Source organism: Bosea sp. OAE506, from assembly GCF_040546595.1.
Lineage (GTDB): Bacteria > Pseudomonadota > Alphaproteobacteria > Rhizobiales > Beijerinckiaceae > Allobosea.
The window spans coordinates 2,947,491-2,965,046 of the sequence record NZ_JBEPOB010000001.1; the positions used below are offsets into that span (position 1 = coordinate 2,947,491).

The 17,556-nt window shown below is 67.9% G+C and carries 12 protein-coding genes and 1 pseudogene; 11 read left to right on the forward strand and 2 right to left on the reverse strand.

The window, feature by feature from the left end; all coding sequences use genetic code 11:
• Position 1: 1 nt before the first annotated feature.
• The 5 genes and pseudogenes from tssF (at position 2) to ABIE41_RS14405 (ending at position 7,207) form a co-directional block, all read left to right on the forward strand.
• Positions 2–1,963, forward strand: coding sequence for a type VI secretion system baseplate subunit TssF (gene tssF, locus ABIE41_RS14385; protein ID WP_192641067.1), 1,962 nt, complete (start codon positions 2–4; stop codon positions 1,961–1,963).
• Positions 1,960–3,030 (forward strand): type VI secretion system baseplate subunit TssG, encoded by a 1,071-nt coding sequence (tssG, locus tag ABIE41_RS14390; RefSeq protein WP_192641068.1) that lies wholly within the window; start codon positions 1,960–1,962, stop codon positions 3,028–3,030. Before tssF ends, tssG begins: the two co-directional genes overlap by 4 nt.
• A 17-nt stretch (positions 3,031–3,047) precedes the next feature.
• A complete protein-coding gene (gene tssH, locus ABIE41_RS14395) occupies positions 3,048–5,786 on the forward strand; it encodes a type VI secretion system ATPase TssH (protein ID WP_192641069.1) in 2,739 nt (912 codons plus the stop codon).
• Between the two features lie 1,084 nt (positions 5,787–6,870).
• Positions 6,871–6,972 (forward strand): annotated as a pseudogene (locus ABIE41_RS14400) (hypothetical protein); the annotation flags it as partial.
• Positions 6,973–7,000: 28 nt separating this feature from the next.
• Positions 7,001–7,207, forward strand: a complete 207-nt coding sequence (locus ABIE41_RS14405; protein WP_354193461.1) for a M23 family metallopeptidase — start codon at positions 7,001–7,003, stop codon at positions 7,205–7,207.
• A gap of 97 nt (positions 7,208–7,304) precedes the next feature.
• Here the strand turns inward: ABIE41_RS14405 and glpD are convergent, their stop codons facing one another.
• The gene (glpD, locus tag ABIE41_RS14410; protein WP_192641071.1) at positions 7,305–8,816 is read right to left on the reverse strand and encodes a glycerol-3-phosphate dehydrogenase; all 1,512 of its coding nucleotides are present in this window, start codon (positions 8,814–8,816) and stop codon (positions 7,305–7,307) included.
• A gap of 7 nt (positions 8,817–8,823) precedes the next feature.
• Positions 8,824–10,161 (reverse strand): nucleotide sugar dehydrogenase, encoded by a 1,338-nt coding sequence (locus ABIE41_RS14415; protein WP_210320867.1) that lies wholly within the window; start codon positions 10,159–10,161, stop codon positions 8,824–8,826.
• Positions 10,162–10,383: 222 nt separating this feature from the next.
• On the opposite strand from ABIE41_RS14415, the gene pncB reads away from it, so the two are divergent.
• The 6 genes from pncB to ABIE41_RS14445 all read left to right on the forward strand — a co-directional run bounded on the left by pncB (position 10,384) and on the right by ABIE41_RS14445 (position 17,473).
• Complete coding sequence (gene pncB, locus ABIE41_RS14420) at positions 10,384–11,658, forward strand: nicotinate phosphoribosyltransferase (RefSeq protein ID WP_192641073.1); 1,275 nt, start codon at positions 10,384–10,386, stop codon at positions 11,656–11,658.
• A gap of 80 nt (positions 11,659–11,738) precedes the next feature.
• Entirely contained in the window at positions 11,739–12,644 is a 906-nt protein-coding gene (locus ABIE41_RS14425) for a DUF1444 domain-containing protein (protein WP_192641074.1), read from the forward strand.
• A gap of 648 nt (positions 12,645–13,292) precedes the next feature.
• Positions 13,293–13,523, forward strand: coding sequence for a hypothetical protein (locus tag ABIE41_RS14430; protein ID WP_192641075.1), 231 nt, complete (start codon positions 13,293–13,295; stop codon positions 13,521–13,523).
• 332 nt (positions 13,524–13,855) lie between these two features.
• A complete protein-coding gene (locus ABIE41_RS14435; protein ID WP_192641076.1) occupies positions 13,856–14,992 on the forward strand; it encodes a TRAP transporter substrate-binding protein in 1,137 nt (378 codons plus the stop codon).
• 67 nt (positions 14,993–15,059) lie between these two features.
• Positions 15,060–15,728, forward strand: a complete 669-nt coding sequence (locus ABIE41_RS14440; RefSeq protein ID WP_192641077.1) for a TRAP transporter small permease subunit — start codon at positions 15,060–15,062, stop codon at positions 15,726–15,728.
• Complete coding sequence (locus ABIE41_RS14445; protein ID WP_192641078.1) at positions 15,725–17,473, forward strand: TRAP transporter large permease; 1,749 nt, start codon at positions 15,725–15,727, stop codon at positions 17,471–17,473. Before ABIE41_RS14440 ends, ABIE41_RS14445 begins: the two co-directional genes overlap by 4 nt.
• The last annotated feature ends 83 nt before the right edge of the window (positions 17,474–17,556 follow it).

The window sequence follows — 17,556 nt, forward strand, 5'->3', positions numbered from 1 at the left end:
GATGCATCAGGAGTTCCTCGACGCCTATAACCAAGAGCTCCGCCTCTTCATGGAGCACACGAAGGAATTCGCGGAAGAGTATCCGGGAATTGCCGAACGTCTGGGTGGGCTCGTCGGGGACCGGATGGACCCGATGGTGGCGGGGCTGCTGGAGGGGGCAGCCTTCCTCGCGGCGCGGGTGCAGCTCAAGCTCAAGCACGAGTTCCCGGAATTCACCAACAACCTGCTCGAGCAGCTCGTCCCGAACTATCTGGCGCCGACGCCGTCGGCTGTGCTCGCCGGCATCCGGCCGCCCTTTTCCGACCCCGGCCTGCGCGACGGGCTGACGATCCCGCGCGGCTCCTATATCGACGCCACCTATCTCGAGCGCGAGCGCCGCGTGGCCTGTCGCTACCGGCTGGGGACGGAGGTGGCGCTCTGGCCCTTCGACGTCGCGGCTGCCGAATACATCCCCGCGCCGGGCCCGCTGCAGGCGCTCGGGCTTTCGACCGACCACCGCGTCCTGTCGGGCCTGCGGCTGACGCTGACGCACCGGACGAGCGCCGATCCCGAGCAGGAGCCCACGGCGGCGCAGGCGCTCAAGACGCCGACGAGCTGGTTCGCCGGCTGCCGCTGCAAGGAGCTGACCGTCCACCTGCTCGGAGCGGAGGCGGATGCGGTGGCGCTCTACGAGCAGCTCTTCGGCGACTGCGTCGGCATCTACTTCCGCCATCTCGACGCGTTCGGCGATCCCGTCATCACGCCTGCCGACGGGGTCGCGCTGGAGCAGCTCGGCTTCGCCGAGGACGAGGCGCTTTTGCCGGCCGATACCCGCGTTTTCCGCGGCTTCGACCTGCTGCGCGAGATGTTCTGGTTCCCGCGCAAATTCCTCGGCTTCCGGCTCGCCGGGCTGGCGCGGATCATGCCGAAGCTAACGGCGAAGACGGTCGACGTCATCTTCGTCTTTGACGAGGTCAATACGCGGCTGGCGGCGGCCGTTCAGAAGCCGATGTTCGCGCTGTATGCGGCGCCCGCGATCAACCTCTTCGAGAAGACGCTGGACCGCGTGCCGGTGCGGACCAACCAGCACGAGTTCCATGTCGTGCCCGATCGCAGCCGCCCGCTCGACTACGAGCCCCACAGCCTTCTCTCGGTTCACGCGCATTACGCCGGGGGGCGCGAGAAGCAGCCGGTCCATCCGCTCTATTCCTCGCCGGAAGGGGCGTCGCCGACCCATGGCCTGCTCTACACCCAGCGCCGGCTGCCGCGGCGGCGCTCCGTCGCCGAGCGCCGGCTCGGCCGGGCCTCGGACTACACCGGCACGGACATGTTCATCTCGCTGGTCGAGCCGGCGGGCGTCACCGACAGCGTCTCGGTGGCGGAGCTGAGCCTGCGCGCGCTCTGCTCGAACCGGCACCTCCCGGAGCACCTGCCGACCGGCGAGGGCGGGGCCGATTTCCGGCTGATCGACAATGTCGCGCTCGACGTTGCCTGCCTCTCGGGGCCGACCCCGCCGCGCGAACCGGTCGTCTCGCAATTGCGACTGCGCTCGGAGACGGCCAGCACCGGCGTGGTCACCTGGCGGCTGATCAATATGCTCAGCCTGAACCATCTCGGCCTCGTCCAGCGCGGCGCCGGCCAGAACGGCGAGGCGCTGCGGGAATTGCTCTCGCTCTTCGCCGACCTCGCCGACAGTGCCACCGAGCGGCGCATTCGCGGCATCAAGAGCGTCGACAGCCGCCCCGTCGTGCGGCGCTTTCCGCAGCGCGCGGGGACGGGGGCGGCGAGGGGGCTCGAGATCACGGTGGTCCTCGACGAGAAGGCTTTCGAGGGTTCGGGCGTCTTCCTGCTCGGCGCTGTGCTCGACCGGTTCTTCGCCGAATATGCGGCGATGAACCACTTTACCCAGACGGTGATCCGCACGGTCGAGCGCGGCGAGGTGATGCGCTGGCCGCCCCGCGCCGGATCGAGGCGCATCCTGTGAGCGAGGACCTCCCCCTCCAGCGCGAGCCGAGCTATGCGGAGCGGCTCCAGGAGGAGCCCTGGCGCTTCGACTTCTTCGCCGTGTTGAGACGGCTGGAACGCAGCTTCCCGGAGCGGCCGCGCATCGGCGACGTGCCGGCGCGGCGGGACGAATATGTCGCCCTGGGCGAACAGGCCTTCCTCGATTTCGCGGCCTCGACCATTGCAGAAGCCGATCGCGACGGGCAGGGGCGCTTGCGCCTCTTCGTCAAGTTTCTCGGCCTGCTCGGGCCGCAGGGCGCGCTGCCGCTGGCGACGACGGAAGAGAGCTACCACTGGCAGCTCGCGCGCGACGACGCCTTTCCCCGCTTCCTCGACATCTTCAACCACCGCTTCCTGCAGCTGTTCTTCCGGGCCTGGGCGGATTCCCGGCCCGTGGCGCAGCACGACCGGCCGGAACGGGACCGTTTCGCGGCCTATGTCGGCAGCCAAATCGGGCTGGGATCGGCGCCCTATTTCAAGCGCGACAGCGTGCCCGATGCCGAGAAGCTCGCTCATGCCGGGCTGATCGGGGCGCAGGCGAAGTCGGCCTCGCGGCTGCGCGGGCTCTTGGCCGGGCTGTTCAAGGCCGAGGTCGAGATCGAGCAGTTCGTCGGCATGCGCCTCGTCTTCGATCCGGCCGACCGGACGCGGCTCGGCAGTCGGCACTGCACGCTGGGCGGCGACGCGCTGCTCGGCGCCAGCGTCTACAGCGTCGAGGACAAGTTCCGCGTCTGCATCGTCGCGCGCAGCCTGGATGAATTCTCGCGCTTCCTGCCGAGCGGCGACCGCTGCGAGAAGCTGGCGGACGCGGTCTTCTTCCATCTCGGTGAGGGTCTCGAATGGGATGTCGAGCTCGCCCTGCCTGTCGGCGAGGTCAAGCCCGCTCGGCTCGGCCGGTTCGGCCAGCTCGGCTGGACGAGCTGGATGGCGCCCAACTGGGATGCCCCGCCCGGCACGCTGCGCCGCGACGCCCGTTTCCACCCGGCCGAGCGCCTGCGCGAGCAACGCAGCCGGGCGCGTTCAAACCCCGATACCCGTACATCCTGACGCCCGAGGAGACCATCATGGCCGACATCAGTCTCGAAGCCGTCACAGGCAAGCTCAACCGGGTCGGCTACGAGGCCTTCATCCAGGCGCTGCGGCAGGCGAAGGGCGCGGGCAACCGCAATGTCGAGCTGGCGCACTGGCTGGCGCAGATCCTGCTGCGGCCTGCCACCGATATCGGCCTGACGGCACAGCATTATCGCCTCGACATGGGCAAGCTCGCCGCCGATATCGGCGGCGTCATCGAGGGCTTCCGCAAGAACGAGACGGAGATGCCCGGCGTCGCGAACAGCATCGTCGACGGGCTCGACCGCGGCTGGCACTACGCGACGCTGTTCTTCGGCGAGACGCAGATCCGCACCGGCCATGTGCTGGTCGCGATCCTGAAGTCGAACGATCTGCGCCGCGCCCTGACCGGCATCTCGAAGGAGTTCGGCAAGATCCCGGTCGACGAGCTTGCCGCCGGCCACGCCAAGATCTGGGAGGCCTCGGAGGAGGAGAACCTGCGGCCGATGGACGGCTCGGGCCTGCGCGCGGCGGGCACGCCCGGCGCCGAACAGGCCGAGGGTGCAAAGGGGACGACCGCGCTCGACCGCTTCTCGCAGGACCTCACGGCCAAGGCCCGCACGGGGACGATGGACCCGATCCTCGGCCGCGACGACGAGATCCGCCAGGTCATCGACGTGCTGATGCGCAGGCGCCAGAACAACCCGATCCTCACCGGCGAGGCCGGCGTCGGCAAAACCGCGATCGCCGAGGGTTTCGCCCAGCGCGTCGCGTCCGGCGATGTACCTCCGCCCCTTAAGGGCGTGCGCGTCTGCGCGCTCGACATCGGCCTCATGCAGGCGGGCGCCTCGATGAAGGGCGAGTTCGAGCAGAGGCTGCGCTCCGTCATCGACGAGGTGCAGTCCTCTCCGACGCCAGTGATCCTGTTCATCGACGAGGCGCATACGCTGATCGGCGCCGGCGGGGCGGCCGGCACGGGCGATGCCGCCAATCTGCTCAAGCCCGCGCTGGCGCGCGGCACGCTGCGGACCATCGCCGCGACGACATGGTCGGAATACCGGCAGTATTTTGAGAAGGACCCGGCGCTGACCCGGCGTTTCCAGCCGGTCAATGTCGACGAGCCGGACGTGGCGCGCTGCTGCACCATGCTGCGGGGGCTGATCGGCCCGATGGAGAAGCACCACAAGGTGCGCATTTCGGATGCGGCGATCGTCGCCGCGGTGACGCTGTCGCATCGCTACATCCCGGCGCGGCAATTGCCCGACAAGGCGGTGAGCCTGCTCGACACGGCCTGCGCCCGCGTCGCGATCAGCCAGACCGCGACGCCCGCGGCGATCGAGGATGCGCGCGTCGGCATCGCTGCGCTGGCGCAGGAGAAGGCGGCGCTGACGGCCGACCAGGATCTCGGCGGCGACACCGCCAAGCGCCTGGCCGAGATCGAGGTTGAGACCGCCGAAGGCCAGAGCAAGCTCGCCACGCTGGAGGCCGCCTGGGCGAGCGAGCTCGCCATCGTCGAGGAGATCAAGGCGCTGCGGGCGAAGCTCGCCGAGACGGCTGCCGCCGCCGCCGATCCCAAGGCCGACGTCGCCCAGCAGGTCGCGGCCGAGGAGGCCGGCGCCGAGGCACCGCTCGCCACCGTGCCGGACCCGGCCGAGACGCCGGACCCGGCCGTGGCGCGCGAGGCGCTGGCGGCGAAATTCGCGGCGCTGGCGGAGATCGATCCGGCGCAGCGCATGATCTACGCCCATGTCGACGAGCAGTCGGTCGCCTCGGTCGTCTCCGACTGGACCGGGATTCCCGTCGGCCGGATGGTCGCCGACGAGATCGAGACCGTGCTGAAGCTGGCGGAGACGCTGAACAAGCGTGTCGTCGGTCAGGATCACGGGCTGGCGATGATCGCGCGGCGCATCGAGACCAACCGCGCCAAGCTCGACAACCCCAACAAGCCGATCGGCGTGTTCATGCTCTGCGGCCCGTCGGGCGTCGGCAAGACCGAGACGGCGCTGGCGCTGGCCGAGCAGCTCTATGGCGGCGAGCAGAACGTCATCACCATCAACATGAGCGAGTTCCAGGAGGCGCACACCGTCTCGACGCTGAAGGGCGCGCCTCCCGGCTATGTCGGCTATGGCGAGGGCGGGCGGCTGACCGAGGCCGTGCGGCGCAAACCCTATTCGGTCGTCCTGCTCGACGAGATCGAGAAGGCGCATCCGGACGTCCACGAGCTGTTCTTCCAGGTCTTCGACAAGGGCGTGATGGAGGACGGGACCGGCCGGCGCATCGACTTCAAGAACACGCTGATCATCCTGACCTCGAATGTCGGCACCGACGAGATCATGGCGATGGCCTCCGACCCGGGGCAGCGCGCCGACCCGGAGTTGATCGCCGTGGCGCTGCGGCCGGCACTGCTCAAGGTGTTCCCGCCGGCCCTGATCGGGCGCCTGGTGACGATCCCCTACTACCCGCTCTCGCCGGATATGCTGGGCGGCATCGTGCGGCTCCAGCTCGGCCGCATCGGCAAGCGCATCGCCGAGAACCACAGCGCCGCCTTCGTCTTTGACGACGCGGTGGTCGCGCACATCGTGGCGCAGTGCAACGACCCCGATTCCGGCGGGCGCATGATCGACAACATCGTCACCAACTCGATGCTGCCGGCGCTCTCGCGCGCGATCCTCGGCCTCCAACTCGAGAAGAAGCCGCTGACGGAGGCGAAGGTTTCGGTCGAGAACGGCGCCTTCGCCTACGCCGTGTCGTGAGCGGGTTCCGCGCCGGCTCTGGCCCGGTCGCGAGCGATCGTGAAAGTGCGCTATCGTCCCTGGTGGCAGAGCATCGGCAGGGAGAGGGCGGCGGATGTTGCAACCAGCGCGGCTGAAGAGCCGGCCGGGCTCCGAAGGCAGGGGCGAGCGGCTGCACGAAGCGTCGGATGGCTCGGCGCCCCGGCGCCGCAGACCCTCGCGCGTGGGGCGGCTCGGTCGCATCCTGGTTCTGCTGCTCGCGCTCTGCGGCACCGTCTGGGCCGGCGTCGCGACCTGGCTGCTCTATCGCGAGAAGGCGGTCGTGGCCGCGTTGCAGCAGGAGCAGCAGGTCCTCCAGGCGAGCTATGACGAACGGATGCGGGCGCTGACGCGCCGGCTCGTGAGTTCGATCGCGACGCAGCGGGCGCCGGGGGCGGCCCCGCGGGAGGGCGGAGCGGACGACCAGCTTGCCGACCTGATCGCGCGGCAGATCGAGCTCGAGGCAAGGCAGAACCTGCTGGGCACGTTGACGGGCCAGGCGGTCGCGCCCGTGCTGCCCAACAGCGGCGCCCAGGCGCCGGGCGGGCCCGGTGGGCTCGCGGCTGCCGATCCGTTCCAGGGCAATATCCTCGAGCGCATCAACCCGGCGGTCGTCGCCCCGCAGAAAAGGCTGGCGGCCGCGGCGATGCGGGCCGAGGAAGCGATGCCGCTCCCCGAGCGCGTGGCGCTGCTGCAGCAGTCGCTCGACCGGATCGACCAGGCGCAGGGGCAGCAGGTCTCGGCGCTGGGTCTGCGCCTCGCGGGGCGTGTGCAGGAGGTTAGGGCGGCGCTGGCCGATCTCGGGCTCGATGTCGGCAAGGTCCGGCTGCCGCCAGTGCGGCAGGCGATGGGCGGGCCGCTGATCCCGCTCTCCGTGACCATGCGCGCCGGCAGCTTCGAGCATCGCGTGCTGCAGCTCGGCGAGGCGCAGGCGAGTTTCGGGCGCTGGCGCGAGCTGGCGCAGATCGTGCCGCTGCGCCGCCCGCTCGAGGGCGACGACAGCACGACCAGCAATTTCGGCATGCGCACCGACCCCTTCACCGGCGCGGCGGCGATGCATTCGGGCATGGATTTCCGCGGCGAGACCGGCACGCCGATCCGCGCCACCGGCGCCGGCAAGGTGCTGCGGGCCGAGCTCGCAGGCGGCTACGGCAATCTGGTCGAACTCGACCACGGCAACGGGCTCACGACCCGCTATGGCGCATCTCAGCGCCTTCGACGTGAAGCCGGACCAGATCGTGCCGCCGGGCGCGATCATCGGCCGGCTCGGCTCCACCGGGCGCTCGACAGGGCCGCATCTGCATTACGAGACGCGATTGGTGGGCGAGGCGACGAACCCGCTGAAGTTCATCGAAATCGGCAGCCGCCTGTCGCAGCCTTCGCTGCCGCCGGGGGTGCGGTAGCTGGAGCGTCCGTCATTGCGAGCGTAGCGAAGCAATCCAGAAGGGCGCACTCGACGTCCCCTGGATTGCTTCGCTACGCTCGCAATGACGGGAGGCGTCAGCCGTTTGCCGCCGCCTCGGCCATGAAGGCCTCCAGCGCCTCCTGCTCGGCCGCCGAGAGGCGCAGGCCGAGCTTGCTGCGGCGCCAGAGCACGTCTGCGGCCTGCTTGGCCCATTCCGCGCGCATGAGGTAGCGGACCTCGCATTCGTAGAGATCGGCACCGAAATGGCGACCGAGATCGGCCTCATGGGCCGCGCCTAGCAGGATCTCGCGTGCCCTGGTGCCATAGGCCCGCACCAGCCGCGCGATGATCGCGCGGGCGAGCCAGGGATGGGCGGCGGCCAGCGCGTCGACCTGGGCCTCGTAGCCCTCGACCGGGAAATCGCCGCCCGGCAGCGTGCCGGTGACCGTCCAGGTCGGGCGCGCCGCCCAGGCGGCATGGGGGCCGAGCTTCTCCAGCGCGGATTCGGCGAGGCGGCGATATGTCGTGATCTTGCCGCCGAAGACCGAGAGCAGCGGCGCCTGGCCCTGCGGCGCGTCGAGCGTCAGGACATAGTCGCGCGTCGCCTCCTGCGCCTTGCTGGCACCGTCGTCATAGAGCGGGCGCACGCCGGAATAGGTCCAGACCACGGAGGCCGGGGTCACCGGCTCGCGGAAATACTCGCTCGCCGCGGCGCAGAGATAGTCGATCTCCTCGGGCGTCGCCTTCGCATCCGACGGATTGCCGCGATAATCGCGATCGGTCGTGCCGATCAGGGTGAAGTCACGCTCATAGGGGATCGCGAAGATGATGCGGCCGTCGGCATTCTGGAAGATGTAGCAGCGGTCGTGCTCGTAGAGCCGGGGCACGACGATATGGCTGCCCTGGACCATGCGCACGGCGGCCTTGGTGTTGGAGCGGACGACCCCGCCGAGCACATCGCCGACCCAGGGGCCGGCCGCATTGACCAGCGCCTTCGCCAGCACGCTGTGGCGGGTGCCGTTGGTCTCCGCGGTGATGCGCCAGACACCGCCCTCGCGATCGGCCGAGACGACGCGGCTGCGGGTGTGGATCGCGGCGCCCTTCGCGGCGGCGTCCATCGCGTTGAGCACGACGAGGCGCGAATCCTCGACCCAGCAATCGGAGTATTCGAAGGCGGTGGCGCCATTGTCCTTGAGCGGCCGGCCGGCGGTGTCCCGCGAGAGGTCGAGGGTGCGCGTCGCCGGCAGTTTCTTGCGGCCGCCGATGTGGTCGTAGAGGAACAGGCCCAGCCGCAGCAGCCAGGCCGGGCGCAGCCCCTGGTGGTGCGGCAACACGAAGCGCAGCGGCCAGATGATGTGCGGGGCGATGGCCCAGAGCCGCTCGCGCTCCATCAGCGCCTCGCGCACGAGCCGGAACTCGTAATGCTCGAGATAGCGCAGACCGCCATGGATCAGCTTGGTCGAGGCCGAGGAGGTCGCGCTGGCAAGATCGTCCTTCTCGAAGAGGACGACGGAGGCGCCGCGCCCCGCTGCGTCGCGGGCGATGCCGCAGCCATTGATGCCGCCGCCGATGACAGCGAGGTCGTAGGTGGTTTCAGTCTGCGTCATTCCGGTCTCAGGCCTTGAAGATGGTCTCACCCGTCAACCCGTGGCGGGCGCAGGCGTTGCGCGTGTCGACGACAAGTTTTGCATGGGCGGCGACCAGCGCGTAGTCGACGTCGTCATGGTCGGTGGCGATCAGCACCGCGTCGAAGCCGGCGATCGTCTGCGCCGTCAGCGGCGTGCTCGGGCGGGCGGCCAGCGCACCGTGCCTGCGGCTCTTGCGGATCGCCGGGATATGGGGGTCGTGATAGGCGGCCTGAGCGCCGCGGGCTTCGATCAGCTCGATCAGCTTGAGGGCCGGGCTCTCGCGCATGTCCTCGACATTCTTCTTGTAGGCGAGGCCGAGCACGAGGATGCGCGCGCCGCTGAAGCTGCGGCCGAGCTGGCGGTCGACCAGTTCCGCCAGACGATCGACGACGCGATAGGGCATCTCGGTGTTGATCTGGCCGGCGAGCTCGATGAAGCGCGTGGCGATGTCGAATTCGCGCGCCTTCCAGGTCAAATAGAAGGGGTCGATCGGGATGCAGTGCCCGCCGAGGCCGGGGCCCGGATAGAACGGCATGAAGCCGAAGGGCTTGGTCTTGGCGGCGTCGATCACCTCCCAGATGTCGATGCCCATGGCGGCATAGACCTGCTTGAGCTCGTTCACGAGGGCGATGTTGACGGCGCGGAAGATGTTTTCGGTCAGCTTCACCGCCTCGGCGGTGCCGGTCGAGGAGACGGGCACGGTCCTGACGACGAGGGCGGCATAGAGTGCATCGGCCATGGCGAGCGCCGAGGCGCCGTCGCCGCCGACGACTTTCGGAATATCGGAGGTGCCGAACTGGGCGTTGCCAGGGTCCTCGCGCTCGGGCGAATAGGCGAGGAAGAAATCCTTGCCGCTGCTCAGGCCCGAGGCCTCTTCCAGGATCGGCCGCATCAGTTCGTCGGTTGTGCCCGGATAGGTCGTCGATTCCAGCACGATGAGCTGGCCGGGACGCAGGCGCCGGCCGATCGCCCGCGTGGTCTGCTCGACATAGGAGAGATCGGGCTCGCGCTGGCGCGAGAGCGGCGTGGGTACGCAGATCAGCAGCGCATCGGGCTCGGAGAGCCGGTCGAAATCGGTCGTCGCCTCGAAGCGGCCTTCCGCGAGACCGGTGACGATCAGCTCCATCGGGATGTGCTTGATGGTCTCGCGACCGGCATTGATCTGGTCGACGCGGGCCTGGTCGATGTCGAAGCCGATGACGCGGATGCCCTGGCGCAAGGCGGCCAGCGCCAGCGGGATGCCGACATAGCCGAGCCCGATGACGCCGATCGCCACCGAGCGGTCGCGGACCTTCCCGACGAAATCCTGCGCGACATCAGCCAAATCCTGCACTCTCGCCTCCGGTTCGTGCGGAGCCGGCGCCTGCTCGAAACGGCGCGCCGGCCAGCCCGCGGTCCTTGCCGAGATCACCCTGTCTGTCAACGCGACCCAGCGCCCGGCGACGGTTACGCCCGGCTTGCGCCGCAGCCGCCGCAGCGCTCAGATGCGCGCGAAGCGCCCGACGCCCACACGCCGTCGCGGCGACCCACCGGATCCCGAACCGCCATGACCGTCACCGATATCGCGACGCGGACCTACAACCATGGCTGGCGGCTCGATCCGATCATCCGCAGCCTGCTCGACACGGATTTCTACAAGCTGCTGATGCTGCAGATGATCCGTGCCTTCCATCCGCAGGTGGAGGTCACCTTCTCGCTGATCAACCGCTCGAAGCACATCCGCCTCGCGGACATCGTCGACGAGGCGGAGCTGCGCGCGCAGCTGGACCATGCCCGCTCCGTGCGCTTCACCAAGAAGGAACTGATCTGGCTCGCCGGCAACTCGTTCTACGGCAAGAGGCAGATGTTCTCGCCGGAGTTCCTGGCCTGGCTCGCGGATTTCCAGCTGCCGGACTACGAGCTGCGCCAGGTCGACGGGCAGTACGAGCTGCATTTCGAGGGGCCGTGGACCCACACGACGATGTGGGAGGTGCCGGCGCTGGCGATCATCAACGAGTTGCGGGCGCGGCGCGTCATGGTCGGGCAGAAGCGGTTTGCGCTCGATGTGCTCTATGCCCGCGCCAAGGCGAAGATGTGGGACAAGGTCGAGCGGCTGCAGGCGCTGCCGAACCTCCGGCTCTCCGATTTCGGCACGCGGCGCCGCCATGGCCATCTCTGGCAGCGCTGGTGCGTCGAGGCGCTGAAGGAGGGGCTGGGGCCGAAGTTCAGCGGTACCTCGAACGTCCTGCTGGCGATGGACGGCGATCTCGAGGCGATCGGCACCAACGCGCATGAGCTGCCGATGGTGCTGGCGGCGCTCGCCGAGAGCGACGCGGAGCTGCTGCGCGCGCCCTACCGCGTGCTCGACGAGTGGCGCCAGGTCTATGGCGGCAACCTGCTGATCGCCCTGCCGGACGCCTTCGGGACCACCGGCTTCCTGCGCCACGCGCCCGACTGGGTCGCGGACTGGACCGGCTTTCGCCCGGATTCGGCGCCGCCGATCGAGGCGGGCGAAGCGATCATGGCCTGGTGGCAGGCGAGGGGGCGCGACCCGAAGGAGAAGCTCTTGGTCTTCTCCGACGGGCTCGACGTCGACGCGATCGAGCGGGTCTACCGGCATTTCGATGGCAAGGTGCGCATGGCCTTCGGCTGGGGCACCGACCTCACCAACGATCTCGTCGGCTGTCTGCCCGACGGCTCGCGGGCGCTCGACCCGATGTCGCTGGTCTGCAAGGTCACCAAGGCGAACGGGCGCCCGGCGGTGAAGCTCTCCGACAATCCCGAGAAGGTCTCGGGCGATGGGGAGGCGGTGGCGCGCTATCGGCGCGTGTTCGGAATTTAATTGACTTAATGTCCATGAATTCTGTTGCCGTTATGTTCTCAATGCGCGATGCTACTCGTGGGTTGGGAGGGCTCGGTACGATGCGCTCACTGATTGTATTGCTGGCGGCTGCCACCGTCCTTGCTGGAGCGGCGGTTTCATTCGCTGAATCGATCGGGCGTGACCGGCTGAACCAGGCTCGGCCTCTGAGCGAAGCCGAGATGGCGGAGCTGCTCATGGGGATGCTGAGAGGGCGCCAGGGTGTCAGCGCCGCGCGCGTGGAGGCGGGCGACGTGGTTTTCAGCGCAGCCGGCCGCGATATCAGGATGGGGCTGGCTCCGCTGAGCGCGCAGTTGAATGCCTTGCCGGACGCCAAAACTCGGCAGGCTGCTTTCGACAAGCTCACGCAACGCGTCACCGAGGCGGTCGCCGGGCAACTGCCGGTCAAGACCGAGGCAGAGCGTGCACGGTTCATCAAGGCGCTGATCCCTGTCTTGAAGAATCGATCCTATGTCGACCAGTTCACCGCCATGGTTCGCAAGAAGGGCGAGCCCAACGCGCGATTGCTGCATGTTCCTCTCGAGGGCGACATCATCGTCGCAGCGGCGCTGGACCTTCCTAAAATCACACGCTTCGTTTCAATCGGAGAGGGGGGACTCTACGGGATGAGCGATAAGGATGTGCTGCGCGCGGCCATAGACAACTGGGTCCGACGCGTCGACCGGCTCGAGATCCATGACTACGGAAAGCTGCGTTCCTTCCATTTCGGTGAGGGAGACTACAACGCCTCGATCCTGCTCCTGGAGAACCCCTGGAAAGACGTTCCGGATTTGCCGCGCAATGTCGCCATCGCCGTGCCTTCACGCGACGTCCTCGCCTTTGGAGACGCCGATGACGCCGAGGTGATCGCCGCGCTGCGGGCACTGACGAAAGCGCCGGACGGAGGCTTCCCCGTCAGCAAGCAGCTCTACAAGCTGGGCCCAAAGGGCTTCGCTGTGATGCCTTGAGCCTTAAGGCGCGGGGTTTCCGAGGTCCGCGGTGGCAAGGCGTCGAGGCGCGGAAGCAGGACATCGGCGGGGCGCGAGGTCGTCGCCAATGGCTCCGGGCCCCATCAAGTTGCAGGCCCCAATCGTGATGGCCTGTCTGCAACCAGCGCGCAAACCCCGACTTTGGGCATGCCGGGGGCTCCAATATGCTTCGTTTCTGTCTGGCGGTTGCGATCGCAGTCGTCCTGTCGGGCTGCGTGGTGCCGGAGCGGCGCCGATCGATCTCCGATGTCCGGGAGTCAAGGATTGCCGATGTGCTGGTCAAATTTCCGGCATAACGGCTGGGCGAGCCGGACAAGATCGTCTGGCCGAAGGCGGCTCCTGGCTACGCTCAACTGAAGATGCCGGTGGTTACGCGGCCCAGCCAAAGTGGTCGCGATCCGGCAGGGGCCTCCGTGCCGATCACTCCCGAGCAAGCGGAATGGGACGCCACGTTCACCGCCTTGATGCAGAGCCCGGCAGTGGCGGCTCATCTGCGCGGCACGCTGGCGGAAGGTGGTGCGCAACAGCTTCAAGAAGCGCTTCGTCGACCAGCCGGCCGGACGCCGGGCGGTGAAGCTCAAAGTCATGGTGTAAGCGCTTCACGCTCGCGGAGGGCAGGCAAATTGCTTGGCCGATGGCAATGTTGTCCTCGAGGCCGTCACCAGCCGACCTTTGAGCGAAAATCCGGAGTTCGTCGGAATTCTGGCTGCGTCGCAGGCGGTTGTGCCGGCAACTCCGATCGGCCTGGTCGTCGGTCTCGCAGCTTTGGCCGTTATAGACCTGCTTCGTGTCGATCCGGCCCAAGACGCGATCGACGACGCTTCGTTGCGCTTCTCCGGGTGGCTTCTTCGCGAGTGACCGGGCGGACAGTGCCGGCTGTGACGGCGGTCGGCGGCGCGGCCGTTCGGCCCATTGCCGCTGGCCTGCGGCTTGGCCGAGGCGGCCCCGGTCCGGCCCATGGGGCGGGGAACCTTGCATCTGCTTGCAAAACCCCCGAGTGTGACCACGCCCATCGGCTGCGGCCTGCGATCGGGCTAGCCTAGAACAATTCGCTCGCGAAAGCGTTATAGTTCGTTCGTCTGATGACTAGCGCAAGCGACGTCACGGCCCTTGCGTCACACAAGTGTTCCTGCTCTGCTGCGATCAAGACGCCTCAAGCAATAAGAGGCGCTTGAACAGGGGAGAGAGACATGACGTCTGCGAAGACCAAGGGAGAATCGCGTCGTAAGTTCCTGAAGACGTCGCTGGTCGCCACGGCCGCGACGGTCGCTGCGCCGGCGATCGCGCAGCAGGCCGGGCCGATCGCCATGCGCTGGCAGAGCACCTGGCCGTCGAAGGATATCTTCCACGAATACGCGCTCGATTTCGCCAAGAAGGTCAACGACATGACCGGCGGCGAGCTGAAGATCGAGGTGCTGCCCGCCGGCGCGGTCGTGCCGGCCTTCGGCCTGCTGGAGGCGGTGTCGAAGGGCACGCTCGACGGCGGCCATGGCGTGCTCGTCTACCACTATGGCAAGCAGACGGCGCTGGCCCTGTGGGGCTCCGGCCCGGCCTATGCCATGGACGCCAACATGCTGCTCGCCTGGCACAAATACGGTGGCGGCAAGGAACTGCTGGCCAAGCTCTACGCCTCGATCGGCGCCAATGTGCAGTCCTTCCCCTATGGACCGATGCCGACGCAGCCGCTCGGCTGGTTCAAGAAGCCGGTCACCAAGCTCGAGGACATGAAGGGGCTGAAATACCGCACCGTCGGTATCTCGATCGACATCTTCACGGCGATGGGCCTGGCGGTGAACGCGCTGCCCGGCGGCGAGATCGTCTCGGCGATGGATCGCGGCCTGCTCGACGCGGCCGAGTTCAACAACGCCAGTTCCGACCGTGTCCTCGGATTCGCCGACGTCTCGAAGGTCTGCATGCTGCAGAGCTATCACCAGAACGCCGAGCAGTTCGAGATCATGTTCAACAAGACCAAGTTCGACGCGCTGCCGGACAAGATGAAGGCGATCATCACCAACGCCGTCGAGGCCGGCTCGGCCGAGATGTCCTGGAAGGCGATCGACCGCTACTCGCAGGACTATGTCGAGCTGCAGTCCAAGGACAAGGTGCGCTTCTACAAGACGCCCGACGCGATCCTGAAGCGCCAGCTCGAGCTCTATGACGAGGTCGCGAAGAAGAAGGCGGCCGAGAACCCGCTCTTCGCCGAGATCCTGCAGTCGCAGCTCGCCTTCGCCAAGCGCGCCACGCGCTGGGAGCAGGACACGGTGGTCAGCCGCAAGATGGCCTTCGACCACTACTGGGGTCCCAACGGCGTCGCCGCCAAGCTCTGAGCCTCCCCGACATCGGCCATGGCCAGCACCTCCGGTGCCAGCCATGGCGCACGCCTGCGAGGCCTGAATGAGCGTCGAGAAAGTCCTTCTGGCCTGCGACCGCGTCAGCACCTTCTTCGGCAAGCTGGCGGCCTGGCTGATCATCGGCCTGATGCTTCTGGTCTGCGCCGAGGTGTTCAAGCGTTACATCCTGAACGCGCCGACGGCCTGGATCTTCGACGCCAGCAACATGCTCTACGGCTCGCTGTTCATGCTCTGCGGCGCCTATACGCTCGCCCAGAACGGCCATGTCAGGGGCGATTTCCTCTACAGCTCGATGAGGCCGCGTACCCAGGCGGGGCTCGATCTGGCGCTCTACATCCTGTTCTTCCTGCCGGGCATCTGCGCGCTGGTCTATGCGGGCTACGACTATGCCGGCGATTCCTGGCGCATCGGCGAGCATTCCAACGTCACCGCCGACGGGCCGCCGGTCTATCACTTCAAGACGGTGATCCCGGTCGCAGGCGCCCTCGTCCTGCTCCAGGGCGTGGCCGAGATCGTCCGCTGCATCGTCTGCCTGAAGACTGGCGTCTGGCCGGCGCGGCTCAAGGACGTCGCCGAGATCGACGTGGTCGAGGAGCAACTCGCCGCCAGCGAGCATATCGACGAGGCGACGCGGAAGGCCGCGATCGAACGCACACACAGCATCGACGAGACGGCCCGGCAGCGCGGGCTGGGCGGAGACCGGCATCCATGAGCGACCCCGCCCTCGGCCTGAGCATGCTCGGGCTCATCGTCGTCGTCATCATCCTCGGCTTCCCGACCGCCTTCACCCTGATGGGGCTGGGGATGATCTTCGGCTACGCCGCCTTCTACGACCCGACGCAGGCGTGGTACGCGAACCGCATCTTCGACCTGATGGTCCAGCGCACCTATGGCGCGATGACCAACGACGTCCTGATCTCGATCCCGCTCTTCGTCCTGATGGGCTATGTGATGGAGCGGGGCGCGCTGGTCGACAAGATGTTCTACGCCGTCCAGCTCGCCTTCCGGAACGTGCCGGCGGCGCTGGCGGTGGCGACGCTGCTGGTCTGCACCTTTTGGGGCATCGCCAGCGGCCTGGTCGGGGCGGTCGTGGTGCTGATGGGCGTCATCGCCTTCAACCCGATGCTCAAGGCCGGCTACGACGTCAGGCTCGCCTCCGGCGTGATCACAGCCGGCGGCACGCTCGGCATCCTGATCCCGCCGTCGGTGATGATCATCGTCTATGCTGCGGTGGCCGGGCAGTCGGTCGTGAAGCTCTATGCGGCTGCGATGTTCCCGGGCTTCTTCCTCGCCTTCCTCTACCTGATCTACATCGTCGGCTGGGCGCTGCTGAATCCGCGCGTGGCGCCGAAGCTGCCGCCCGAGCAGACGCAGGTTCCGGTCCCCGATTGGACCCGGGCGCTCGCCGAGCCGCATCGCGGCCGGGTGTTCCCGGCGCTGAGCCGCGCCCTGCTGTCGCCGAGGCGGGCGCGCGGGATCCTGCGCGACGGACAGCCCGTCACCCGCGGCGCGCTGCTGCAGGCCTGGGGCTATGCGCTGGTGCCGCTCACGCTGATCACGCTGACGCTCGCGGTCGTCTGGTGGTACGTCGTCATCCACCAGCAGGCCGGTGCGGCCGAGGCGGTGACGGCGGTCGAGCAACTGGGCACGCCCGATCTCGTGCCCGATGACGCGGGCGAGGGGAGCAAGGGACCGCCGACGGCCTTCTATCTCTGGTTCGGTGGCATCGCCTTCGGCTTTGCCGTGCTGATGGCGCGCTACTATGCGCGGATGACGGCGGAGCGGCTCGAGGTCATCCGCATGCTCACCGACGCCGTGCTGCCGCTGGGCCTGCTGACGGCAGTGGTGCTGGCGGTGATCCTGTTCGGCATCACTACGGCGACCGAATCCGCCGCCGTCGGGGCGGCCGGGGCCTTCCTGCTCGCGTTCCACGCCCGGAGCCTGAACTGGAAGCGCATCAAGGAGGCGGTGTTCCTCACCGCCAAGACGACCTCGATGGTGTGCTGGCTGTTCGTCGGTTCGGCGATCTTCTCGGCGGTGTTCGCGCTGCTCGGCGGGCAGGCCCTGCTCGAGAGCTGGGTCCTGTCGCTCGACCTGTCGCCGCTGCAGTTCATGATCCTGTCCCAGGCGATCATCTTCGTGCTCGGCTGGCCGCTGGAATGGACGGAGATCATCGTGATCTTCGTGCCGATCTTCCTGCCGATGCTGAAGCATTTCGGCATCGACCCGATCCTCTGGGGCGTGCTGGTCTTCGTGAACCTGCAGGCGGCGTTCCTCTCGCCGCCGGTCGCCATGTCGGCCTTCTATCTTAAGGGCGTCGCTCCGTCGCATGTCACGATCAACCAGATCTTCGCGGGCATGATGCCCTACATGCTGATCGTGATCCTCTGCATGGTGCTGATGTATCTCTGGCCGGGGCTGACGCTGTGGCTGCCCGAGTATCTCTATGGCGGCTGAGCCGGCGGGCGCGTCCGGAAGGGGCGGGCAGGGGCGCCGGCGCCTTGCAATCGCAGCCAAAACCCCCTAATGCGACCGCGCTT